Source organism: Acinetobacter sp. AR_0276 (assembly GCF_003000705.1).
GTDB classification, from domain to species: Bacteria; Pseudomonadota; Gammaproteobacteria; order Pseudomonadales; family Moraxellaceae; genus Acinetobacter; species Acinetobacter nosocomialis.
On sequence record NZ_PSQO01000004.1, the window covers coordinates 1,510,105 to 1,533,613 of the forward strand.

21 protein-coding genes and 2 tRNA genes are annotated in these 23,509 nt (G+C 39.7%); 14 read left to right on the forward strand and 9 right to left on the reverse strand.

Features of this window, described 5'->3' with window-relative positions; genetic code table 11:
- Positions 1–8: 8 nt before the first annotated feature.
- Complete coding sequence (locus CSB87_RS08045; protein WP_025466881.1) at positions 9–404, reverse strand: cation efflux protein, CzcI-like; 396 nt, start codon at positions 402–404, stop codon at positions 9–11.
- A 153-nt stretch (positions 405–557) separates the two neighbouring features.
- Here CSB87_RS08045 and CSB87_RS08050 point away from each other — a divergent pair, with 153 nt between their 5' ends.
- On the forward strand, positions 558–1,250 hold the full coding sequence (locus CSB87_RS08050; RefSeq protein ID WP_031953443.1) for a hypothetical protein: 693 nt from the start codon (positions 558–560) through the stop codon (positions 1,248–1,250).
- Positions 1,251–1,579: 329 nt separating this feature from the next.
- On the forward strand, positions 1,580–1,960 hold the full coding sequence (locus tag CSB87_RS08055; RefSeq protein WP_004711619.1) for a tetratricopeptide repeat protein: 381 nt from the start codon (positions 1,580–1,582) through the stop codon (positions 1,958–1,960).
- Positions 1,961–2,003: 43 nt separating this feature from the next.
- On the opposite strand, the gene ettA is transcribed toward CSB87_RS08055, so the two are convergent.
- Both ettA and CSB87_RS08065 read right to left on the reverse strand, forming a co-directional pair.
- Positions 2,004–3,665, reverse strand: coding sequence for an energy-dependent translational throttle protein EttA (gene ettA, locus CSB87_RS08060; protein WP_002052196.1), 1,662 nt, complete (start codon positions 3,663–3,665; stop codon positions 2,004–2,006).
- A 220-nt stretch (positions 3,666–3,885) separates the two neighbouring features.
- A complete protein-coding gene (locus tag CSB87_RS08065; RefSeq protein WP_006581046.1) occupies positions 3,886–5,607 on the reverse strand; it encodes a thiamine pyrophosphate-dependent enzyme in 1,722 nt (573 codons plus the stop codon).
- Positions 5,608–5,861: 254 nt separating this feature from the next.
- On the opposite strand from CSB87_RS08065, the gene CSB87_RS08070 reads away from it, so the two are divergent.
- Both CSB87_RS08070 and CSB87_RS08075 read left to right on the forward strand, forming a co-directional pair.
- Positions 5,862–7,145 carry an O-acetylhomoserine aminocarboxypropyltransferase/cysteine synthase family protein gene (locus tag CSB87_RS08070; protein ID WP_009499606.1) on the forward strand — a complete coding sequence of 428 codons (1,284 nt, stop codon included), beginning with the start codon at positions 5,862–5,864 and terminating at the stop codon, positions 7,143–7,145.
- A 273-nt stretch (positions 7,146–7,418) separates the two neighbouring features.
- Complete coding sequence (locus CSB87_RS08075; RefSeq protein WP_004711613.1) at positions 7,419–8,309, forward strand: SDR family NAD(P)-dependent oxidoreductase; 891 nt, start codon at positions 7,419–7,421, stop codon at positions 8,307–8,309.
- Between the two features lie 68 nt (positions 8,310–8,377).
- On the opposite strand, the gene CSB87_RS08080 is transcribed toward CSB87_RS08075, so the two are convergent.
- Both CSB87_RS08080 and CSB87_RS08085 read right to left on the reverse strand, forming a co-directional pair.
- Complete coding sequence (locus CSB87_RS08080; RefSeq protein WP_031953444.1) at positions 8,378–10,567, reverse strand: bifunctional SulP family inorganic anion transporter/carbonic anhydrase; 2,190 nt, start codon at positions 10,565–10,567, stop codon at positions 8,378–8,380.
- A gap of 301 nt (positions 10,568–10,868) precedes the next feature.
- Positions 10,869–13,220: a Tex family protein gene (locus CSB87_RS08085; protein WP_031953446.1), complete on the reverse strand. Its 2,352-nt coding sequence runs from the start codon at positions 13,218–13,220 to the stop codon at positions 10,869–10,871.
- 655 nt (positions 13,221–13,875) lie between these two features.
- On the opposite strand from CSB87_RS08085, the gene ompR reads away from it, so the two are divergent.
- The 5 genes from ompR to CSB87_RS08110 all read left to right on the forward strand — a co-directional run bounded on the left by ompR (position 13,876) and on the right by CSB87_RS08110 (position 18,383).
- Positions 13,876–14,640, forward strand: a complete 765-nt coding sequence (gene ompR, locus CSB87_RS08090) for a two-component system response regulator OmpR (RefSeq protein ID WP_000060753.1) — start codon at positions 13,876–13,878, stop codon at positions 14,638–14,640.
- 17 nt (positions 14,641–14,657) lie between these two features.
- Positions 14,658–16,115: an ATP-binding protein gene (locus CSB87_RS08095; RefSeq protein ID WP_002052250.1), complete on the forward strand. Its 1,458-nt coding sequence runs from the start codon at positions 14,658–14,660 to the stop codon at positions 16,113–16,115.
- A 51-nt stretch (positions 16,116–16,166) separates the two neighbouring features.
- A complete protein-coding gene (locus CSB87_RS08100) occupies positions 16,167–16,271 on the forward strand; it encodes a hypothetical protein (protein ID WP_079377866.1) in 105 nt (34 codons plus the stop codon).
- Positions 16,272–16,306: 35 nt separating this feature from the next.
- Positions 16,307–17,821 (forward strand): acetyl-CoA hydrolase/transferase family protein, encoded by a 1,515-nt coding sequence (locus CSB87_RS08105; protein ID WP_004884763.1) that lies wholly within the window; start codon positions 16,307–16,309, stop codon positions 17,819–17,821.
- A gap of 130 nt (positions 17,822–17,951) precedes the next feature.
- Positions 17,952–18,383 carry a GNAT family acetyltransferase gene (locus CSB87_RS08110; RefSeq protein ID WP_002052234.1) on the forward strand — a complete coding sequence of 144 codons (432 nt, stop codon included), beginning with the start codon at positions 17,952–17,954 and terminating at the stop codon, positions 18,381–18,383.
- Between the two features lie 170 nt (positions 18,384–18,553).
- Here CSB87_RS08110 and CSB87_RS08115 read toward each other — a convergent pair.
- The 3 genes from CSB87_RS08115 to CSB87_RS08125 form a co-directional block, all read right to left on the reverse strand.
- Positions 18,554–18,629 (reverse strand) — tRNA-Phe (locus CSB87_RS08115).
- 126 nt (positions 18,630–18,755) lie between these two features.
- Positions 18,756–18,831: transfer RNA gene (locus CSB87_RS08120), tRNA-Phe, on the reverse strand.
- 105 nt (positions 18,832–18,936) lie between these two features.
- Positions 18,937–19,320 (reverse strand): GNAT family N-acetyltransferase, encoded by a 384-nt coding sequence (locus CSB87_RS08125; protein ID WP_002052206.1) that lies wholly within the window; start codon positions 19,318–19,320, stop codon positions 18,937–18,939.
- Positions 19,321–19,422: 102 nt separating this feature from the next.
- On the opposite strand from CSB87_RS08125, the gene hisB reads away from it, so the two are divergent.
- From hisB to hisA, 5 genes are all read left to right on the forward strand, one after another.
- Entirely contained in the window at positions 19,423–20,016 is a 594-nt protein-coding gene (hisB, locus tag CSB87_RS08130) for an imidazoleglycerol-phosphate dehydratase HisB (protein WP_006582523.1), read from the forward strand.
- Positions 20,016–20,633, forward strand: coding sequence for an imidazole glycerol phosphate synthase subunit HisH (gene hisH, locus CSB87_RS08135; protein WP_002052198.1), 618 nt, complete (start codon positions 20,016–20,018; stop codon positions 20,631–20,633). Before hisB ends, hisH begins: the two co-directional genes overlap by 1 nt.
- 152 nt (positions 20,634–20,785) lie before the next feature.
- Positions 20,786–21,334, forward strand: a complete 549-nt coding sequence (locus tag CSB87_RS08140) for a DUF805 domain-containing protein (RefSeq protein WP_106105059.1) — start codon at positions 20,786–20,788, stop codon at positions 21,332–21,334.
- Between the two features lie 85 nt (positions 21,335–21,419).
- Positions 21,420–22,061 carry a 3'-5' exonuclease gene (locus tag CSB87_RS08145; protein WP_006582521.1) on the forward strand — a complete coding sequence of 214 codons (642 nt, stop codon included), beginning with the start codon at positions 21,420–21,422 and terminating at the stop codon, positions 22,059–22,061.
- Between the two features lie 94 nt (positions 22,062–22,155).
- A complete protein-coding gene (gene hisA / locus CSB87_RS08150; RefSeq protein WP_002052186.1) occupies positions 22,156–22,887 on the forward strand; it encodes a 1-(5-phosphoribosyl)-5-[(5-phosphoribosylamino)methylideneamino]imidazole-4-carboxamide isomerase in 732 nt (243 codons plus the stop codon).
- Positions 22,888–22,955: 68 nt separating this feature from the next.
- On the opposite strand, the gene CSB87_RS08155 is transcribed toward hisA, so the two are convergent.
- Positions 22,956–23,507 carry a helix-turn-helix domain-containing protein gene (locus CSB87_RS08155; protein WP_022576018.1) on the reverse strand — a complete coding sequence of 184 codons (552 nt, stop codon included), beginning with the start codon at positions 23,505–23,507 and terminating at the stop codon, positions 22,956–22,958.
- Positions 23,508–23,509: the final 2 nt, after the last annotated feature.

Genomic DNA, 23,509 nt, shown 5'->3' on the forward strand with positions numbered 1-23,509 from the left:
TACCCCACCTATAGCAGGGTTAAAACAGGAGGCGGGTCTTGTTTAGAGATATGAGGAGACTTATAAGAATTAGACCAATAATATTGTTGTTTTGGCTCAGATGACTGTATTAACGGTGAAACAATTTTTTCTTGTGCTTCTACAATCACAACATGAAAACATGAAGGTAAATGATCATGATGATCAGACAAGTTCAAAGGAGCTTTGTGACTAGTCCCTTCAACCCCAGTCTTTTCAGTATGGCTATGTTGTGAAGATTCATAACTCAAAGCAGCATGATGTCCAAAATGATGTAATGCTTTTTCCTGATTTTCATGGGCGCAAAATGCCGCTGCCACATTCCATAAACTTTGGAATATAAGCAAACAGAATAAGACGGACATGAAAAGTGCAGAACGTGGCAACAGCACACCATTAAACTAAAAAGTTGAACAAAGCCACTATAGCAGGCTCCCGCCATGTAATAAAATTACAAAACATTGAATTATAGGTTCACTTTTTTACTCAGAAATTTTCCAAATTTTTCTGCATAAAAAAATTTTTTTAGAGCAATATGTATGTATAAAACTTTAACTACTTTCATATTAGTAACTTGCCTCGGTTTATGCGGTTGTGCAACTACAATGTTGTCCAATACCCTTCCTAGCGAAACCACCGAAGTTAAGACAAATATTTTAAAAACTGATCAGATTATTGCACTCGGGCAAGCCGTTAAAGATGACCAAAAACAAGGTATTGTCTTTGTTGGTCAAGACTATAATTACTTAATGACTGATGGTAGTTCTGAATTTTTAAAGATTATTAAAACTATACCTGCTAATGACAGAACACTTAATATCCCTTCCCCTCTTATACTCACTATGGAAGATGCAAATCATTTCAATGGTGTAATCCAAGTTCGCTATAACACCCAATTAGGAAATCTCAACGAAAAACAAAAAGATATGTTAAAAAAATTGGGGTTTAGAGAAAATTTTAATGCAGTACTTGAGCAACAAAAAAATCAGTACCCATATATTAATATTTTTTTCAAAGGCCAACTGTATGAAGCTAAAAACCTAAAAGATATACAGCAAAAATTAGAAAAACCATATGCCGTTGAACTACAAGAAAAAATTGAAACGACAACTAAGCACCCGTTTAAAAGCGCTACTCGCAAAGTACTCTATCCATTAGCGATGACTTTTGATGTAGTAACTATTTATCCGTTATTAATTTGGTCTGATTTAAGAGGCGATTTTAATAAATAAAAACTTTTTACTTAAATACAAAACCAGCTTTAAAGCTGGTTTTGTTTAAAAAAATTTCTTTTGTTTGATATTGATAACTCTTATTGAATTCTTCGCATTTCAAAAAAATTATGTTCTAGTTTTAAATTTACTCAAGAGAGTCTTTGTTTACCTATAAATTTCGCTAAGCGTAAAAACATCTGTAACTTTTATGTAAGCTAAAACCTCATCATTTTTCATCCAAATGCGCTATATCACATTTACAAAATAAAACATAAGATTTCAATATAAGGGACTAGCTTAAAAGTGTGAGTCAATTCAATCAGATTGAGGAACAAGGGGAGACTATCATGGATATGAAAACAATCAAGCATGGGCTTAATCACTTGTTTGCCTTTGAAAACTTACCAGCCGATATGCATTCACAAGCTGAGGATGAAATTGAACAAGGCTTACGCTTTGAAGAGTTAGCCGTACAAGATCATGAACGTATGCAAAATTGGCTAGATATTACCCCAAACGACCGCAATGCGATGTGGTGTTACCTCCGTGCAGCTTTAAGAGGTAATGCTGACGCTTCTTTTAAACTTGGTATTGGCTATTTAAATGGTCAATTTGGTTTAGATAAAAACTACACTGAAGCTGAAAAGTGGTTAAACAAAGCAGCAAGTCAAGGTCATCCCGACGCTGAACGTTGCTTACAAGAAGCTTTCAGTAAACTTGCCTTCTAATAAAAAAAACCAGCCCTTAGGCTGGTTTTTCAATTAGGTGTAATTAGCCACCAATTTTTTTGTATTTCTTACGATGTGGTTGAGCATCATCACCAAGCTTAGCACGGCGATATGCTTCAAACTCGGTATAGTTACCTGTATAGAACTCTGGTTGCTCATCTTCAAATGACAAGATGTGAGTTGCAATACGGTCAAGGAACCAACGGTCATGCGATACAACCATTACCGTACCAGGGAATACCAAAATTGCATCTTCCAGTGCACGTAAAGTTTCTACGTCCAAGTCGTTTGATGGCTCATCCAGTAAGATAACGTTTGCACCTTGCTGTAAGATTTTTGCAAGTTGTAAACGGTTACGCTCACCACCTGACAATTCACCTACGCGTTTTTGCTGATCTTGGCCTTTAAAGTTAAAGCGACCAATATAAGCACGTGATGCAATTTCATAATCGCCCACTTTCAAGATATCTAAACCGCCAGAAACTTCTTCCCAAACTGTTTTGTTATCATCTAAAGTGTCACGAATCTGACCAACATAAGCAACTTTAACCGAATCACCCAGTGTTACAGTACCGGTGTCAGGTTTTTGCTCGCCTGTCATCATGCGGAATAAAGTCGTTTTACCCGCACCGTTAGGACCTACAATACCGACAATCGCTGCTGGTGGTACCGTAAATGACAAGTTTTCGTAAAGTAAACGGTCACCAAATGATTTGCTGATGTTCTCTACTTCAACAACCTTGTTACCTAAACGTGGACCAGGTGGAATATAGATTTCAGAGGTCTCGTTACGCTGTTGGAATTCGCGTGAGTTAAGTTCTTCAAAACGCTCCATACGCGCTTTGTTTTTCTTTTGCTGACCTTTCGCATTTTGACGAACCCATTCAAGTTCTTTTTTCAATGCTTTAGCAAAAGATTCTTCTTGTTTCTGCTCTTGTTCTAAACGAGCATTTTTTTGCTCCAACCAAGAAGTATAGTTACCTTGGTAAGGAATACCATGCCCACGGTCAAGCTCTAAGATCCACTCTGCAACGTTATCAAGGAAATAACGGTCATGCGTAATCGCAACAATTGTACCAGGGAAGTCTTTTAAGAAACGCTCTAACCACGATACAGACTCTGCATCCAAATGGTTCGTCGGTTCGTCAAGAAGTAACATATCTGGTTTAGAGAGCAATAAACGGCAAAGTGCTACACGGCGGCGTTCACCACCTGAAAGCTTACTTACGTCTGCATCCCATGCTGGAAGATTCAAGGCATCTGCCGCGATTTCAAGCTGGTTATTTAAGTTGTGTGCATCCCAAGCATGGATAATTGATTCTAATTTTTCCTGCTCTTTTGCAAGCGCATCAAAATCTGCATCTGGGTCTGCATATTCTGCAAATACCTGATCAAGACGTTCTAAAGCATCTAGAGCTTCACGTACGCCATCTTCAACGTTACCACGAACGTCTTTAGTTGGATCAAGCGGCGGTTCTTGCTCTAAATAGCCGATTTTAATTCCAGGTTGTGCACGAGCTTCACCAGAGAAATCTTTATCTACGCCAGCCATAATACGAAGCAAGGTAGATTTACCCGCACCGTTCAAACCGAGCACACCAATTTTGGCACCCGGGAAAAATGATAAAGAGATGTCTTTTAAGATTTCGCGCTTTGGCGGAACCATCTTAGACACTCGGTTCATCGTATAAATATATTGGGCCACGCAGGACTCCTCAATTGAAAAACCAACAGATCGCAATGAGCGAAAAATAGTAGCTATTATATGCTGAACGCAGCAAAAAAATAAGGCGTGATTAAGTTTAATCGTTTTTTATAACTGATAAATGACGTCAAAATTGTTTCCTGATATAAAAAATGCATGACCTTGAATCATGCATTTTTCGCTTATTACACTGCTTGAAGATGAGTTCTTCTACATAGATTTATTTAATAAAATTATTGACTAACAAATTTTTAACATCATCTACCCGACCCGACATTAACGCTTTAATCGCATAGAGAGAGGTTGAAGAAACCTGATTCAGGTTAGGATCTGGCGGCATTACCAGCTCCATCGGATTGGTATGCACATCGAGTAAAGCAGGACCATCGTGTTTTAAAAAACTTTCCACTGCCTGTTCTAACCCGTTACCATGCGTTATCGTTTGTCCATGCAAACCAATTACGCGAGCAAGCTGACCGAAATCAGGATTGAGCAGGTCAGTATAATGGTCGAGCAAACCTTCCACTTTTTGTTCAAGCTCTACAAAATTGAGCGAACTATTATTAAATACCACAATCTTGATTGGCAGTTTTTCTTGAATTGTGGTGAGCAGATCTCCCAGTAACATGGCTAAGCCACCATCTCCACATAATGCAATGATCTGGCGGTTCGGGAATGCTTTTTGGGCTCCAAGTGCCTGCGGCATGGCATTAGCCATAGTGCCATGTAACAAACTGGTAAAGGTTCGACGTTTTCCATTTACATCAATATGCCTTAATACCCATACCATCGGTGAGCCACCATCTCCGAAGAAAATTGCATCTTGATCTGCATAACGGTTGAGTAAAGACACCAGATATTGTGGATGAATCAGCCCATCTTTACCTACCCGCTCTTCTTTACGTCGTATTTCATCGCTCTCATGTTTCAACGCAAGACAATGATCTAGAAAATCACGCTCATGACGTGTTTCAAGCAGTGGCAATAATGCATCGAGTGTAGATGAAATTTTACCCACGGCACCTAATGTAATCGGATGGCGACGCCCCAAATGGGTCGGATCAATATCAATTTGCAAGATTTTGGCATGGCTTGGATAATACTGTGCCCATGCGAAATCGGTACCTAGCAAGATCAGCAAATCGCAATCCATGAGGGTGTGATAACCCGCTTTATTACCAAAAATACCCGTCATGCCCATATTGTATGGATTGTCGTATTCGACAAAATCCTTAGCACGTGAAGTATGTGCTACAGGAGCTTTTAACTTCTCTGCAAAAGCTACTAGTTGGTCATGCGCATCCTCACACCCAGCACCTGCATAAATTCCAATTCTTTGATGCTGTGAAATCAGGTGAACAATCTGGTTGAGTTCGGACTTATTCGGCAAAATATCGGGATTTGTTTGGCGCGGTACAAAGGGTAGACCCGCCTCAGCCGACGCTGCACTGATATTGGCCGGAACAATAACCACCGCGACACCACGTTTGGTCAGCGCAGCCTGACACGCCATGCTCATAATATGTCTGGCTTGTGAAGGTTGGGTAATCTCTTCACAAAAAACCGAATTTTTTGCATAAACTGATTTAAAATCGACATATTGTGGAAAGTCGACAAATCCTGCCATCTCGGTAGAAATCTGGCTTGCAATCAAAATGACTGGCGCACGATTACGATGCGATTCATACAAACCATTAATGAAGTGTAGGCTTCCTGGCCCACACGATCCTGCACATGCCGTCAAGTGACCACTGAGTAAAGCATCTGTACCGGCTGCAAAACCACCAACCTCTTCGTGGCGCACATGAATCCATTCAATTTTACTCTTAGACATGGAGTCAGTGATATGGTTTAAGGTGTCACCCACAATACCGTAGCAACGTTGAACACCTGCTTGTTCCAGCACCTCAATGATAATATCAGATACTTTTTGAGTACTCATTAGTTCACTTCTCCAACTTTTTTATCATGAATTGAATTACTTGTGCTTTTATAGTGTTCTTGCGGACGGCAGACCGCCAGTAAGTTTTTGTGGCGTTCTCTCAACTTCATGTAAATTTAATTGAGTGATTCGAAAAAAATAAAACAAGCTCTTTTATACTTAAAAATGCTGAACTTTACATAAAAATATCTAAATCATGAATAAAGAGTATGCTAAAAAATCTGGATTATTCTTTAACCACTTCGATGATAACAATGTCAAATACATACCGAGACGAAACCTTAGCCATTCACGCAGGCTATACACCTGAAGCAACAACAAAAGCAGTAGCTGTTCCAATTTATCAAACAACTTCATATGCATTTGATAATACCCAACACGGTGCAGACCTTTTCGACTTAAAAGTTCAAGGCAATATTTATACCCGTATTATGAACCCGACCACTGCTGTGCTTGAGCAACGCCTTGCTGCTCTCGAAGGTGGCATTGGTGCTCTAGCTTTAGCATCCGGAATGGCAGCAATTACCTATGCCATTCAAACCATTACTGAGGCGGGAGACAATATTGCTTCAGTCTCAACTTTATATGGCGGTACATACAACTTATTTGCCCATACGCTGCCAAAACAGGGAATCGAAGTTCGCTTTTTCGATTATCAAAAACCCGAAAGCTTACGTAACTTAATAGACGATAAAACTAAGCTTGTTTTTGTCGAGTCAATTGGTAACCCGCTCGGCAATATCATCGATTTAGAAGCAATTTCAAAAATCGCCCATGAATATGGTGTACCTGTCGTTGTCGATAACACGGTTGCCACCCCTGCTTTATTAAAACCATTTCAATATGGGGCTGATATCGTTATCCATTCGCTTACTAAATATATTGGTGGTCATGGTAATAGTATTGGCGGTGCAATCGTCGATAGCGGTAAATTTCCTTGGGGTAAATATCCAGAACGTTTTAAAGTTTTGAATACACCTGACCCAAGCTATCATGGTGTGAACTATGTCGAAGCATTAGGTGAAGCTGCCTATATAGCTCGAGCTCGCGTTGTGCCATTACGCAATACAGGCGCAGCTATTAGCCCGCTCAGTGTTTTTTTAATTTTACAGGGTCTCGAAACTCTAAACTTACGCATTGAACGTCATACTGAAAATGCTCAGAAAATTGCGGAATATTTGCAAAACCATCCGAAAGTAAAATGGGTCAATTACGCAGGTCTAAAAGATCATCCACAACATCAACTTGCACAAAAATATGTAAAAGGCAAACCTTCTGCAATTTTATCTTTTGGCGTTCAGGATGGTCGTGAAGGTGGTACTCGTTTTATTGATGCACTAAAGTTATTTACCCGTCTTGTGAACATTGGCGATGCGAAAAGTTTAGCTTGCCACCCTGCAACCACAACTCACCGCCAGCTCAATGAACAAGAACTAAAAGCTGCCGGCGTAAGTGAAGATATGGTTCGCCTATCTATTGGTATTGAGCATGTAGATGACCTAATTGCCGATTTAGAACAAGCACTTTCATCTGTATAAATTTTAAACTCATCAATCAAGCCTCTGGAATATAGAGGCTTTTTTATTTTTAAGTCATTTAACCATTGAAAATAATTAATGGATTAGGGTAATAATTTAGAGTTTTTACTCTAAATAAATTGTTAAATTTCATATATTTACATACTAGACAATTTTTAAACATCTATTAAGATAGGGCAATATTTAGGAGTTCATCAGGATGAACCAACGGTTGTAAAAATAAAAATTACATACCGGAATAAATAGCCCCTGCCCCTACTTAGGTAAAATGCTGTGAATAAAAAATTAGAAGCTCTGTTCCAGGAAAAGGTACAAGGTAAAGTCATTTTAGTGACAGGCGCCTCAAGTGGAATCGGTTTAACGATTTCCAATAAACTTGCTGACGCTGGTGCGCATGTTTTACTGGTTGCCCGTACTCAAGAAACATTAGAAGAAGTCAAAGCAGATATTGAAAGCCGTGGCGGTCAGGCATCAATTTTCCCATGTGATCTGAACGACATGGAAATGATTGATCAGGTTTCTAAAGAGATTCTAGCTTCTGTTGATCATATTGATATTTTAATTAATAACGCTGGTCGTTCTATCCGTCGTGCTGTTCATGAGTCTTATGACCGTTTCCACGACTTTGAGCGTACCATGCAATTAAATTACTTTGGCGCTGTGCGTTTGGTTCTTAATATTTTACCGCACATGATTCAACGTAAAGACGGACAAATTATTAATATTAGTTCAATCGGCGTATTAGCCAATGCAACACGCTTCTCGGCTTATGTTGCCTCTAAAGCTGCGCTTGATGCATTTAGCCGTTGTCTATCTGCCGAAGTTCATGCACATAAAATTGCAATCACCTCAATTTATATGCCTTTAGTGCGTACTCCAATGATTGCGCCAACTAAAATTTACAAATATGTACCGACTCTTTCCCCTGAACAAGCAGCGGACTTAATTGCTTATGCGATTGTGAAACGTCCGAAACGTATTGCCACAAACTTAGGCCGTTTAGCTTCTATGACGTATTCGGTAGCACCTGGCATCAACAACATGTTTATGTCGATTGGTTTCCGTCTATTCCCAAGTTCAGATGCAGCAAAAGGTAAAAAGACTGAGAAACTAAATTGGGCACAAAAAGCTTATGCACGTCTTTTCCCTGGTGAGCATTGGTAATCCGCCATATTAAGGTTATTTAAAAATAAAAAAGCGCCTCTCATTAGGCGCTTTTTTATTAATCCTATTTAAGTATCTAAAAATTCAACATGCCCTGTTTTAACATCATAAATCGCACCAATAATTGCAATCTCACCACGATCTAGCAGGTCTTTCAGTACTGTGCTGTTATTAATAATATATTGAATATTGTAGTGAACATTCATTGCTGTCACCTGATTAATAAAAGCTTTGTTTAACTCACGTGGCTGCATAATGTCATATACACTTTCTACCGAACGCATGAGTGGGCCAAGCACATATTGAATATGCGGCATTTCTTTGACATCAGAAACTTGCTTTTGCTGTAAACGTAGCTGACATGCACTGGTCACTGCACCACAGTCAGTATGGCCTAAAACTAAAATGACTTTTGAGCCTTTGGCCTGACAAGCAAACTCAAGTGAGCCTAATACCTTTTGACCTGCAATATTACCGGCAATCCTTAAACTAAATAGATCACCAATACCTACATCAAAAATCATTTCAGTTGGAGCCCGAGAGTCCATACATCCCAACACGGCAGCAATTGGGTGCTGACCTTCATCTGCGGTGACACGAATTTGACGATAAATATCACGTTGTAAACGTTCATTTTTTACAAAGCGTTCATTACCTTCTTTAAGTAGAGTAACGACCTGCTGCGGACTTAATTTGCGCTGTAGATCTCTCGTACTAATGTAAATATCCAAAACTGCATCATCCACCTCTTCATAGTGCTGCTTAAATCCAATAAGCTTAAGATCGACTTGGCGTTTAACTGCCGTCTCATTTTGATAGTCTTGAATGACCTGATAGATATCGGGATCAATCGAATCACATTGAGTGGCATCAATAATCAACTGCTGATCTTTATGAACATGTTCCAATGCAGAAATGAGCGCTGAACGATTCAGAAAAGTGACCTGTGATGGAAGCTCAATACGCGTCACAATTCCATGTAAATGCTTTTCTTTATATACGCGAACACCTTTATTAAAGTTGCCATACAAAATAAACGCGCTACTGGTAAATAGACCTACCAAAATTCCGGTTAACAAGTCTGTCAGTAAAATTGCAACGAGAGTGATAATGAAAGGTAAAAACTGTTTCCAGCCTTTTTGATAAAGCTGTTTAAATAACTTTGGATGAGTCAGTTTAAAACCAGTCACAATTAAAATCGCTGCGAGTGCAGACAATGGAATCATGTTCATGAGTTGAACAAAGAATAAAACAGCTAGCAGCAATAATATGCCGTGAATAATCGTTGAATATTTACTCCGCGCACCTGTATTGGCATTTACAGAACTACGGACAATGACTGATGTGACTGGCATGCCGCCAATTAAACCTGAAACAATATTCCCCGCACCTTGTGCCCACAGTTCACGGTTAGGTGGAGATGAACGCTTTTGAGGATCAAGTTTATCGGCCGCTTCTAAGTTTAGTAATGTCTCTAAAGACGCCACGATCGCGAGTGTAATTGCTCCGGTATAAATCAATGGTTCAGCCAGATAGCTAAAGTCTGGAAAAACCAATACCTCTTCTGGTGCTTGTAATATATTTGGTAGTTGAATCAAATTATTGGTTTGGACTGCCCAAGATGAGCCAATATTCATTAAGACAAAATTTAAAACTGCAGCAATGACTACAGCAATTAAAGCTGAAGGTAGTGCTAATTTTTTAAGTGGGCTGCTGTCCCAAGCTAAAATTAAAAATAAGCTCAGCAGTCCAATCAACGCCGCGCCAGTGTCAAACTTTTGGATAAGCGTATCTGGTGTAGCAGTCCAAACGTCTTTCCATGAAAAATCAGTCAACCCAAATAAATACGGTAGCTGCGTCACAATAAGAATGGCACCAATGGCAGCCAGTAATCCTAAAATGACATTGTTTGGAATAAAGTTGGCAAAGAAACCCAACTTAAATACACCAAACAGAATTTGTAAAATTCCTGCAAATACAATACACAATAAAAAGGCGGCATAATTGCCGCCTAATTGGTCGAGTTGTACAAGGATGACCGCAGTCAACCCTGCTGCTGGGCCAGAGACACTGATGTGAGAACCACTCAGCAGGCCAACAATAATTCCACCAACAATTCCGGCAATAATACCAGAAATGATTGGAGCACCTGAGGCTAAGGCAATACCCAAACATAAGGGTAAGGCCACGAGAAATACGACCACTCCCGAAAGGAGATCGTTTAAATGAAATCTATTTTTCAGTTCTAAAGCCGGCATAAAAACAACCATTTATAATATAAAAAAACAATCAATTTTTAATATAACTGCCTGAAAGTGATGAACTTACCTCAAGGCTTTATCGATATTGTCTGACATCGGAAAAGGGTTAAAGTTGAGTTATGCTATAACGTTGTATAGTTGATTGTAGATTTCACACCGTTTTTGTTGATCTTAAGATTCACCTCATCTTTACCACTGCGATTTCTGAAAAACCGAATTTCACAATTTCTAAAGCAAACTTTAAAAATAATAAAAAACCTCCCGTTTGGGAGGTTTTTTTTAGATGTTCTAAAGGCTCTTATTTAGAACCTTTAATTCCAGCTTGCAGTAACAATGCACCAAACCCACCAATTTTTTGCTCTTGAGGTTTCTCTTGCTTGCTACGTTGTGGACGTTCAACCTGATCTTTACGTGGTTGTTGAGGACGCTTACCTTGCGGCTTACGCTCAGAACGCTGTTCGTTATTTTGCTCACGACGCGGTGGACGCTGTGCCTTAACAGGCGCGGCACCTTCTGCACGCATACTCAAGTTCACACGATTACGCTCAGCATCAACTTGCATCACACGCACTTGTACGATTTGCCCTGGTTTTACCACTTTATGCGGGTCAGAAACGAACTCATTGGCTAATTCAGAAATATGAACTAAACCATCTTGGTGTACGCCAATATCAACAAAAGCACCAAAATTCGTCACATTCGTTACAACGCCTTCAAGTTGCATGCCTTCAGTCAACTGTGCAACTTCAGTAATATCTTCACGGAATTTAGCTGTGCGGAATTCTGGACGTGGGTCACGACCCGGTTTTTCAAGTTCTGCTAAAACATCCTGAATAGTCGGCAAACCGAATTTGTCATCAACAAACTCTTCAGCTTTCACCTGACGAATAATTTCAGTATTACCAATGATGTCTTTTACCGTTGTCGCTTTTGCTGCAACAATTTTCTCGACAAGACCATAACTTTCAGGGTGAACAGCAGAAGCATCTAAAGGCTCTGAACCATTTTGAATACGTAAGAAACCAGCTGCTTGTTCAAAAGTACGCTCGCCTAAACGTGGTACGCTTTTCAATGCTTGACGGTTATCAAAACGGCCATGTTCTTTACGGTATTCAACGATTTGCTGAGCAATCGCTTTATTTAAACCTGCAATGTAAGCCAAGATTGCTGGTGAAGCAGTATTTACATCAACACCAACAGCGTTCACACAGTCTTCTACCACTGCATCAAGCGTTTTTGCTAAACCAGTTTGATTTACGTCGTGTTGATACTGACCTACACCAATCGATTTCGGGTCAATCTTCACAAGTTCAGCAAGTGGATCTTGTAAACGGCGCGCAATAGACACTGCGCCACGAATTGAAACATCAAGCTCTGGAAGTTCTGCTGCAGCAAGTTCACTTGCAGAGTAAACAGATGCACCTGCTTCGCTTACAGTCACACGTGTTAATTTAAGGTCTGTATTTGCAGCCATCATTTCTGCAACTACAGCTTCTGTTTCACGGCTCGCAGTACCGTTACCAATCGCAATAAGCTCGACATTATATTCACGGCATAGACGTGCAAGCTCAGCAATAGAGCCTTCTTTGTCTTCTTTAGGCGCAAATGGGTAAATCGTGCTGTGAGCAAGTACATCACCAGCATCGCTTACAACAGCCAATTTCACACCAGTACGAATACCAGGGTCAACACCCAAAGTCGTACGGCTACCCGCTGGTGCAGATAACAATAAATGACGAAGGTTTTCAGCAAATACCTGCATTGCTTCTGCTTCGGCAGCAAGACGTTTTTCTGTCAGTAATGAATGCTCGATTTGAGGACGAACTTTACCTAACCAGAATAATTTTGCAGTTTGCTTCAAGAAGTCTTGGCGAGCTTGTGGCTGAATTTGATCTAGGTTGTATTCAGTTTCAATACGTGCCAATGGTGCATCATCTTCACCATCTACTTTTAAACCAAGTACGTTTTCTTGACGGCCACGTAACATTGCCAATAAACGATGAGAAGGTAATTTGTTGAGGCCTTCAGAGAATTCAAAGTAATCGCGGAACTTTTTGCCCACTTCTTTCTTTTCTTCAGAAGCAACAGTACTTTTTAGCACTGCTGTTTTTGCAAAAGTCGCTTTTAATTCTGTAGTCAGCGCAATGTTTTGTGCCCAATCATCAATCAAAATATGCTGGATTGCATCTAACTGACTTTCAATGTCCGGATAGTCTTCATGACTAAAACCAGCTAATGCTTCTGTCGGATCAATTTGTTCTGAAATAATTTTTTCGGCAATTGGCCCCAGACCCGCTTCTTTCGCCTTGAAAGACTTGCTCGTACGTTTAGGACGATACGGCGCATAAATTTCTTCTAAAGCATTTTTTGTTTCGGCTGCATTCACCCGCGCCAACAAGTCATCATTCAATTTATTCTGTTCTTGCAATGACTGAATGACCTTTTCACGGCGCTCATATAAATCACGTAAATACGCTAAACGAGTATCTAATTGGCGTAACTGCGTATCATCTAAACCTTGTGTTACTTCTTTACGGTAACGGGCAATGAATGGAACACTGGCACCTTCATCAATTAAGCGGATGGCAGCTTCTACTTGGTTTGGACGTACGGCAAGCTCACTTGCCAACTGCTGAACTAAGTCAGTCATCGTGTTTGATCCCACAAGGATAAAGTTTAAAAGCACTGATTATAAAGACCAAGACTATAAAATCCACACTTGTTTGCGTATTCAAAACGTTTTTTTGTATTGACTGTGAATTTTTCACATTCTTTACTTCATAAAAAACGTTTTAGCTATTCATTTTGGTCTTCAAACCCATATTTTACTTTTTAAAAAATCTGAAATTTATAGGATATCCGTTAAGTAAAATGAAATTTTTAATATAAATTACGAGAAAATGAACATATTGATACAGTATCAGAATGAACAAAATTATAGTTTTTCTTATCTGTCTAAATAGATTATTAAGCTTTAATATTTGAATGAGTTCTCAACCTCTTAGAAAATAAGCTTTAAAAAGCAGCGTTGATTTTTAAAATAATCTATTTGAAACAATTATTTATTAAAATTTAATCGAATAGAATTTAACGAGTGACCGAATGCTTGGTTTTTTCTTTAAGGCTTTGCTAAATTATGGGCATAAGATGTTGTTTTTTGGTTTCAAGCCCCTACGAAAATTGTAATTTTGAGCAAATTGATACATAGTCTTAACAAGAACATCGGCATTATACTGAGGGCTTGTTGGCAATAAGCCTAACCGATCCAATAATATATAAATTATGACTTTAAAAGGGAGTACATCATGAGTTTAGTTGTACCTGCTGAACATCCTGAAACCGTACATAACGAAACGGATCGTGTCGAACGCATTTTAGTGGTCGATGACGATGTGCGTTTACGTACCCTCTTGCAACGTTTTTTGGAAGATAAAGGCTTTGTTGTAAAAACTGCCCACGATGCCTCACAAATGGATCGTTTATTACAACGTGAGTTATTTTCACTTATCGTACTCGACTTTATGTTGCCCGTTGAAGATGGTTTAAGTATCTGTCGTCGTTTACGTCAGTCAAACATTGATACACCTATTATTATGCTAACTGCACGTGGTAGCGACTCTGACCGTATTGCTGGTCTTGAAGCTGGTGCAGATGACTATTTACCGAAACCATTCAACCCAAATGAGCTTTTAGCACGTATTCGCGCAGTATTACGTCGTCAGGTTCGTGAAGTTCCGGGTGCTCCAAGCCAACAAGTTGAAGTGGTTAGCTTTGGTCCATGGTCTTTAGATTTATCTACACGTACGCTTACTCGTGAAGGACAAATCGTTACTTTGACCACGGGTGAATTTGCCGTATTGAAAGCATTGGTACAGCATCCACGTGAACCGTTAACGCGCGACAAACTTATGAACTTGGCTCGTGGCCGTGAATGGGGTGCAATGGAGCGCTCAATTGACGTTCAAGTGTCTCGTCTACGTCGTTTAATTGAAGATAACCCAGCACGCGCACGTTATATTCAAACGGTATGGGGTGTAGGTTATGTATTTGTTCCAGATGGTGCTGAATAAGCTTGAGATAAATTAGAGTGAGTTTAGAGCCAATACCACCGCAAAACTTTACCGACTACGTTGCGTATTCAGAGCGTAAACGGACGAGATGGGAACGTTTTCTCGACAAAATTAAGCCACGTTCTGCTGCCATGCGTACCACAATTTTGGTACTGCTGGTGGTGTTCTTTAGCCTCTTTATGTCATTGTGGTTTTTTTGGCGAACCCTCTATTTACCCGAAATTCAACAGCATGCCCGTTATTTGGCTGTTGAACTCGAGCTAGTGAACAACCCTAATATTCGTATTTTTCATCGCGATACCGAAGTTGATGTTGATACTTGGCTGCGTAATCGGGTTGGCATTGAATATATAACCGACCCTAAAGAGTATCCAAGCGTTCGCGATAAAGTCATTGCGGAGTTTTTTACCAACCAAGTTGAACAAAAACTTGCAAATGAAATCGGCGCAAAAGACGTTACAGTTTACTTCCAGTTTAAACCTAGCCCACGCATCTGGATTCAAACACCAGAAATGCATGGCAATTGGGTTCGTGAGCCTTTAAAAACCTATGCAAACTATAGTCCTGAGCTATTAATTGGTTGGGTTGTGGGTGTGCCATTAGTTTCGGCCATCATTATTTTAATTTTGATTCGTCAAATGAACCGCCCATTACGTCGTTTGCAAAATGCCGCCAACGAATATAGTAAGTCTGGAACAGCACCATATTTAGATACTAACCATGGCCCTTTAGAAATTCGCCAGGTAAACCAAGCATTTAACCGCATGGTGTATACACTTGAGCAGACCGAGCGTGAAAGACGGATTATGCTAGCGGGTATTTCACACGATTTAAGAACCCCGCTTACACGTATTCGTTTAACTGCAGAGATGCTACCTGATGAGTTTCTACGTGAAGGTCTGGTTTATGACGTAGATGATATGGATGCAATTTTGAATCAGTTCATCTCGTATATGCGGGATGGTTCAGATGAAGAATTAAAAGACACCAATATCAACATATTATTGCAAGAATTAATTGTTCAATTTAAACCGCTTGATATTCGTTTTGAGGTGCAAGATGTTCCGATTATTCCTGCACGTAGCCTTTCTTTAAAACGTCTGATTGCCAACCTCATTAATAACGCAAAACGTTATGGTGCGGAGCCAATCGAACTCAGTGCAAAAGTTGAAAATGAACATATTTTAATTACGGTTGCCGACCATGGTGAAGGCATTCCAGAAGATCAGATTGAAGAATTAATGCAACCATTTGTAAGAGGTAACTCTGCTAGGACCATTCAAGGCAGTGGTTTAGGCCTTGCAATTGTTAAACGTATTGTCGACATTCATCAAGGTGAAATTCAAATTCATAACCGTGAACAAGGCGGTTTAGAAGTAATTATTTCATTACCTATTCCAAAACCAGCGGCCGAAGAAAACACAACGCCAAATCCTTTGGAAAAAATTAAACAAACTTTAAGTGAGCGCTTCTAATTTGATCAATTGATCATTTAAAGCGCTATTTTAAAATTTATTAAATACTAAATAAATCAATACATTAAAATTCATAAAATAAATTTATACCGCCATTTATTTAAAAAATTAGACCTTAGCCTAACACCTATGCACTTTTCATTTTTTCATAGCTAAAATCCGGTATGTTTTGACAATATTGAGGATGTCCAATGTCTTTAAGTCGTATTCGCCTAGCTTCTCTTCATGACAAGGTCATCAGTGCTGAACAAGCTGCGCAATTCATCGAAAATGGAATGACTGTTGGTATGAGTGGTTTTACTCGTGCTGGCGAAGCTAAAGCTGTTCCTCAAGCACTTGTAGAGCTTGCAAAAAAGAATCCGTTAAAAATCACGTTAATTACGGGTGCTAGCTTAGGTAATGACTTAGACAAACAACTCACGGAAGCAGGCGTTTTATCTCGTCGTATGCCATTTCAGGTAGACAATACTTTACGTCGTGCGATTAACAACGGCGAAGTTATGTTTATTGATCAACATTTATCAGAAACTGTTGAGCAAATGCGTAACCAGCAACTTAAACGTCCAGATGTTGCGGTGATTGAAGCAATTGCAATTACTGAAGATGGCGGCATTATTCCAACAACTTCTGTGGGTAACTCTGCAAGTTTCGCAATTTTTGCTGAAAAAGTTATTGTTGAAATCAACACATCTTTAAGCGAAAGCTTTGAAGGTTTGCACGACATCTATATTCCAACTTACCGTCCAACACGTACGCCAATTCCATTAACAAAAGTGGATGAGCGTATTGGTACAACAGCCATCCAGATCGATCCTGCAAAAATTGTAGGTATTGTCTTTAACGATACACATGACTCACCATCAACAGTCACTCCTCCAGATGAGGAGACTCAAGGCATCGCAAATCACCTGATCGCTTTCTTTGAAAAAGAAGTTGCTGAAGGCCGTTTACCTAAGAACCTTGGTCCATTACAAGCAGGGATCGGTTCAATTGCCAATGCAGTATTAACAGGTTTAAAAGATTCTAATTTTGAAGACCTCATCATGTACTCAGAAGTACTACAAGACTGTACTTTTGAACTCATTGATGCAGGTAAAATGAAGTTTGCTTCTGGTAGCTCAATTACCCTTTCAGCTAAATGTGGTGAGAAAGTTTTTGGCAATATCGAAGCTTACAAAGACAAATTAGTACTTCGTCCACAAGAAATTTCGAATCACCCTGAGCTTGTACGTCGTTTAGGTATTATCGGCATTAACACTGCACTTGAGTTTGATATTTACGGCAACGTGAACTCAACTCACGTATGTGGTACTAAAATGATGAATGGTATCGGTGGTTCAGGCGACTTCGCTCGTAATGCTCACTTGGCAATTTTTGTGACCAAATCAATTGCTAAGGGTGGCGATATCTCTTCTATCGTGCCAATGGTAAGCCACGTTGACCACAGTGAACACGACGTTGATATTTTAGTAACAGAGCAAGGTTTAGCAGACTTACGTGGTTTAGCACCTCGTGAACGTGCTCGCGCAATTATTGATAACTGTGTACATCCGCTTTACCGTGATGCACTGAACGACTACTTTGATCGTGCATGTGCCAAAGGTGGTCATACTCCTCATTTACTTCGTGAAGCATTGTCTTGGCATGCAAACTTCGAAGAAACAGGTCAAATGCTTCAAGCGGCACCTGTTGCAAAATCAGCGTAAGCAATATTTTTAATTTAAGCACTCCTACGGGGGTGCTTTTTTATTTGTTTAAATTATTCACAAACTACTGCGCAATTGCGTATTTTTATTTTATCTTTTCAATACATCAAAACAAAAAGTAGAAATCCATATGTTTATTATTCGTCAATTTACAAATGCAGATCTGGATGATGTGGTCAATTTATGGGAAAGCTGCGACCTAACCCGTCCATGGAATAATCCTGAAACCGATATATTTAGAAAAGTCTCACAACAGGATGATTTATTTTTGGTTGCTATTAAAGATGAGCAATTGATTGGCACGCTCATGGGCGGCTATGACGGTCATAGAGGCTGGATTAACTATTTGGCTGTTCATCCCCACCAACAACGCTTAGGAATCGCTACAGCGCTTGTTCAGCAGCTTGAAAAGCGCCTTATCGCTCGCGGCTGCCCAAAACTTCAATTATTGGTGCGTAAAGACAATCTAAATGTGCTGAACTTTTACGAACAGCTCGGTTATGACGAAGTAGAAGCCGTATGTTTAGGAAAACGACTCATTAATGATAGTCCTCACGACTAAAGACAAATTTCAGTTGAGCCATTTCTAGAAAGTTCAAACATTGTTGGGGATAACTGAGTTTGCTTGTGGATAAAATGAGATTTATACACAAGTAAAGTCTTAATATTTTTTATTAAATAAATAGGCATGAAAAAAGCCCCATACTTTAAAGTATGGGGCTTTTTTGAATATGGTGGCGAGACCCAGGATCGAACTGGGGACACACGGATTTTCAATCCGTTGCTCTACCTACTGAGCTATCACGCCGATGGCCTGTATTAAGCCGCATCTCAGAACAATAGTCAACAATTATCCTGAGTTTCTGATTTAAATGAGTATTTTTTATACTTAAAAAAAATCCCTGATGGGATCAGGGATTGAAAACACAAATAATGGTGGCGAGACCCAGGATCGAACTGGGGACACACGGATTTTCAATCCGTTGCTCTACCTACTGAGCTATCACGCCGAAGTGGGCGTATTAAACAATGTTTATAAGAAGACGTCAAGCAACTTCCGTATTTTTTGTAACAAGTGTTTAATTTTAAATCACAAGTACAGTAAAAATAGGATTTTAGCTATGTAATTTACCAATATGCGCTAAGCAGCGATGAATGGCACCACAGCCTGGCTCAAAAATTTTAACGCCTTTTGATTCTTCTATACGACAAGCTTCTTCTACCAAGCGCTCAGCTACCCCACGACCACGGTTAGCAGGATGCACCACAATATATTCAAGTACCTTGCTTTCACCTTGTCCTGAACACCAGATTGCACCTATAATTTTGGTGTTAAATTCGGCAGTGTATAGCGTGGTATACTGCTGTAAATCTTGTTCAAGTTGTTCAATCGCATCGTGCCCATCACCAAACTCCGGACTTGTGTCATACAGTCGCTCAAGCTGATCGCGGATCTCTGAATTATCTAGAGAACTATAAGCATGTACGGTAATAGGCATTGATTAACCCTCCTGAGCAAACTATGATGCTGTCACGAATTCGTCACAGCGAAATTGTCGTTAACATCCAATCATTTTTGACGTTTTTTGAGGAACGTGTCCATGACGCAACGTATCAGTGAAGTGGTTAGAAATACCAATGAAACCAAAATTCGAGTTCGTTTAAATCTCGATGGTACTGGTCAAGGCACACTAAACACCGGAGTTCCATTTTTAGACCATATGATTGATCAAATCAAGCGACATGGCTTATTTGATATCGATATTCATTGTGATGGAGACTTAGAGATTGACGATCATCATACCGTAGAAGACTGCGGTATCACGCTTGGACAGGCTTTTGCACAAGCTTTAGGCGATAAAAAAGGGTTACGCCGTTATGGTCATTTTTATGCACCATTAGATGAAGCTTTATCTCGTGTCGTTGTAGATTTATCTGGTCGTCCGGGTTTATTTATGGATATTCCATTTACTCGCGCACGTATCGGTACATTTGATGTGGATTTATTTTCCGAGTTTTTCCAAGGTTTCGTAAACCACGCCCTTATGACCTTACATATTGATAACTTGAAAGGTAAAAATAGCCACCATCAAATCGAGAGTGTATTTAAAGCACTAGCGCGTGCTTTGCGTATGGCATGTGAAATTGATTCACGTGCTGAAAACACGATTGCATCGACAAAAGGTAGCCTCTAATGACACGTATCGCGTTACTTGATTATGGCATGGGCAATCTACACTCAGCTGCTAAAGCACTTGAGCATGTAGGTGCTACAGTCGATGTAACTAACGACCCAAAATTAATTGCACAAGCCGACAAAATTGTTTTCCCGGGTGTTGGGGCAATGCGTGATTGTATGCAAGGCATGCGTGAAGCAGGTATTGATGAAGTCGTACGCAACGCTGCTTTTAATAAGCCAGTTCTTGCAATCTGTGTAGGCATGCAAGCGCTTCTACAAAGCTCTGAAGAAAATGGCGGTGTAGATGCCTTAGGTATTTTTGAAGGTGTTGTTAAACACTTTCCTCAAATGGAAGGCTTAAAAGTCCCACACATGGGCTGGAACCAAGTTCACCAAATGGACCCAAGCCATCCAATGTGGAACAACATTGATCAAGATGCTCGCTTCTACTTTGTACACAGCTATTATGTTGAACCTAAAGATGAAAATCTTGTAGCTGCAACATGTGAATACGGCGTGAACTTCTGTACGGCAATTCACAAAGATAATTTATTTGCGACTCAATTCCACCCAGAGAAAAGTCACACTGCAGGTTTACAGTTACTTAAAAACTTTGTGGAATGGAATATTTAATTTCACAAAAGTTTTAAACAGATCAGGTCTAGATGGCCTGATCTTTTTTTTTATTTATAATAACAAGCAATCATTTATAGAATGATATTTTATTCAACAAAATATTGAATATTCATACTTTTAAATAAAATCAAATGAACAGGATAAACACAATGAATTCACCTTTTGAAAATCAGCCACTTCAGCAAGATTCGCCCTTTAAGGCAAATGGACGTTTTGGACGGCTCTCTTATGCTGCTTGGACCTTCCTATTTACGTTAACCCTCGCTGCTGCTGTTCTACTTATTATTTTTACTTTCGGTCTTACACAAAATGAGGGCACCCCAGGTTTTACTGCGCCGGGCATCATCGCTATTGCCATTCTCTATATCGTTGGTATTTATATTAGCTTCGTATTTACTATTCGCCGTTTGCATGACCGTAATAATACAGGTTGGTTATCTTTACTCATGCTCGTACCTGTCGTGAACATTGGCCTTGCCGTTTATTTATTTTATGCAAAAGGAACTGAAGGCCCTAATGATTATGGACCGAAGCGTCCAACACCAACTTGGGAACGTGTTTTAGGCTGGATTTATATTGCACTTATTCCGCTTGCAGTCATTTTTGCTATTGTTGCCACAATCATGGCTCCTACCTATGAAGGCTATGTTGAAAAAAGCGAAAGCGTTATCATTGGGTCCCCATCTCAGTCTCAATAATTTTTTAAAGTTTCGTAAAGCCTAGTTCTCTAGGCTTTATTCATATATAAAGGGAATAGCTCAATTTATTTGTACGCTGTTAAATATGTCCGAAGCCCCGTCCCTCCTTGATAAAGCCTCTATTCAGCAGCTTCCATCTTTTAAAAATCTTAACCACCAAAATATTGTGGTGATTGAAAATATTGAGCAATGCAAAACGATTGAAGAAGAATTAAAAGCAGCGATCTTTTTAGGATTTGATTCCGAATCTAAACCGACATTTCGAGTGGGCGAAGTCTCGACAGGTCCACACTTAATTCAACTTGCCACTGAACATAAAGCCTATTTATTTCATGTAAATTCATCGACTTTAAAATTTTTACAACCTATTTTATCGAACCAAAAACAACTTAAAGTCGGCTTTGGTCTTAAAAATGATAAACACATTTTTCATAAAAAAGGCATAGAGCTGGAAAGTTGTGTCGACCTTGCTAAAGGCTTTAATCACTTTGGTTTTAAACACCAAATGGGTGTACAAAAAGCTGTAGCACTACTATTTGGACAATATCTTGCAAAGTCAAAAAAAATCGGAACATCAAATTGGGCACAGAAGCCACTTACATCACAACAAATCAGTTATGCCGCTGCCGATGCGTATGCTGCCTTACTAGTATTTTTAGAGCTGCGTAAACAAAACCTATTACCGGCTCACATTTCACAAACGATTCAAACCGCACTTCATGCGTAAAGTTATAAAAGTCTTTTCTAAGGCTTAGCGATTGATCAATACTTTGCTAAGATGTGCACAATTTCATAAACATGATGAAGCAAGGAGCGAAAGCATGCTAATCATTCCAGCAATTGACCTGAAAGATGGTAAATGTGTGCGTTTAAAACAAGGGCGTATGGAAGACGATACCGTTTTCTCTGACGATCCGGTTGCAACTGCCCAGCATTGGGTAAATGAAGGCGCACGTCGTTTGCATTTGGTCGATTTGAATGGTGCTTTCGCAGGTACGCCTATCCATAAACCTGTTGTTGAAGCAATTGCTAAAGCTCAGCCAGAGTTACCAATTCAAATTGGTGGTGGTATTCGCTCATTAGAAACAATTGAACACTACTTAGAAGCTGGCGTGACTTTTGTCATTATCGGGACTAAAGCAGTTCAAGAGCCAGAATTTGTAGAAGAAGCTTGTAAACGCTTTGCAGGTCACATCATTGTTGGTATTGATGCCATGAATGGTATGGTTGCAACTGACGGTTGGGCAAATGTTACCGACGTAAAAGCAACTGATTTAGCAAAACGTTTTGCAGATGCTGGCGTATCTAGCATTGTTTATACCGATATTGCGCGCGACGGCATGATGCAAGGTGTAAACGTTGAGCAAACTGTCAACTTGGCTCAATACTCAGGTTTACCAGTGATTGCTTCAGGTGGGGTAACGAACCTTGATGATGTTCGTAACTTAAAAGGCAAGCCAGGCATTTTAGGTGCGATTACAGGCCGCGCAATTTATGAAGGTACTTTAAACCTTCGTGAAGCTCAGCTTTTATTAGATGAAAATCGTCTTTAATTTTTAAGATGTAAAAAAGAGCCGCTTTAGGCTCTTTTTTATTTATTGATATGAAAATATATTCCGAATCAATACACCACATTACGAATAAATTTAAGCACTTGATTACCACTATTAATATAAGTGTAAGTTACTGAACTGGCATATATAATTGAAGAACCGGCAGCTATGGTTTTTGTGCTATCTGCAAATTGTATGGTTAGCTCACCTTCTAATACATAAATAAGCTCTTGCCACCCTTCTGGGTCTGCTTCAGCAATATAAGACTCCCCTACTGCCAATGACCACGTCCAAAGCTCAACTTGGCTGTGGGATGGAACTGAAGCCAGTAAAGTTGCTTTGCTTTCTTCTTTTTCGCCTTGCCAAGCAAGTACATTAACCAAGGCATGTTCTTTATGCTCTGGTGCACTTACAATCGTTCTAAAGTTTACGCCCAACACTATCGCAATCGCATCGAGCTTAGCTAGGCTGATATTGACTTGTCCTGTCTCTAAAGCAGCAATAGTACGTCTACTTACACCCGCCTGATCTGCCAATTCCTGTTGGCTTAAACCACGCTCATCTCTTAATGAACGAATATTTGTGCCTACGTGCTGTAAAACGGTACTCGACTGGCTCATAG

Coding starts and splice junctions, on each gene's coding strand:
- CSB87_RS08050 (WP_031953443.1), top strand. CDS start 558: ATGTATAAAACTTTAACTACTTTCATATTAGTAACTTGCCTCGGTTTA.
- CSB87_RS08055 (WP_004711619.1), top strand. CDS start 1,580: ATGGATATGAAAACAATCAAGCATGGGCTTAATCACTTGTTTGCCTTT.
- CSB87_RS08065 (WP_006581046.1), bottom strand. CDS start 5,607: ATGAGTACTCAAAAAGTATCTGATATTATCATTGAGGTGCTGGAACAA.
- CSB87_RS08070 (WP_009499606.1), top strand. CDS start 5,862: ATGTCAAATACATACCGAGACGAAACCTTAGCCATTCACGCAGGCTAT.
- CSB87_RS08080 (WP_031953444.1), bottom strand. CDS start 10,567: ATGCCGGCTTTAGAACTGAAAAATAGATTTCATTTAAACGATCTCCTT.
- CSB87_RS08085 (WP_031953446.1), bottom strand. CDS start 13,220: ATGACTGACTTAGTTCAGCAGTTGGCAAGTGAGCTTGCCGTACGTCCA.
- ompR (WP_000060753.1), top strand. CDS start 13,876: ATGAGTTTAGTTGTACCTGCTGAACATCCTGAAACCGTACATAACGAA.
- CSB87_RS08105 (WP_004884763.1), top strand. CDS start 16,307: ATGTCTTTAAGTCGTATTCGCCTAGCTTCTCTTCATGACAAGGTCATC.
- CSB87_RS08110 (WP_002052234.1), top strand. CDS start 17,952: ATGTTTATTATTCGTCAATTTACAAATGCAGATCTGGATGATGTGGTC.
- CSB87_RS08125 (WP_002052206.1), bottom strand. CDS start 19,320: ATGCCTATTACCGTACATGCTTATAGTTCTCTAGATAATTCAGAGATC.
- hisB (WP_006582523.1), top strand. CDS start 19,423: ATGACGCAACGTATCAGTGAAGTGGTTAGAAATACCAATGAAACCAAA.
- hisH (WP_002052198.1), top strand. CDS start 20,016: ATGACACGTATCGCGTTACTTGATTATGGCATGGGCAATCTACACTCA.
- CSB87_RS08140 (WP_106105059.1), top strand. CDS start 20,786: ATGAATTCACCTTTTGAAAATCAGCCACTTCAGCAAGATTCGCCCTTT.
- CSB87_RS08145 (WP_006582521.1), top strand. CDS start 21,420: ATGTCCGAAGCCCCGTCCCTCCTTGATAAAGCCTCTATTCAGCAGCTT.
- hisA (WP_002052186.1), top strand. CDS start 22,156: ATGCTAATCATTCCAGCAATTGACCTGAAAGATGGTAAATGTGTGCGT.
- CSB87_RS08155 (WP_022576018.1), bottom strand. CDS start 23,507: ATGAGCCAGTCGAGTACCGTTTTACAGCACGTAGGCACAAATATTCGT.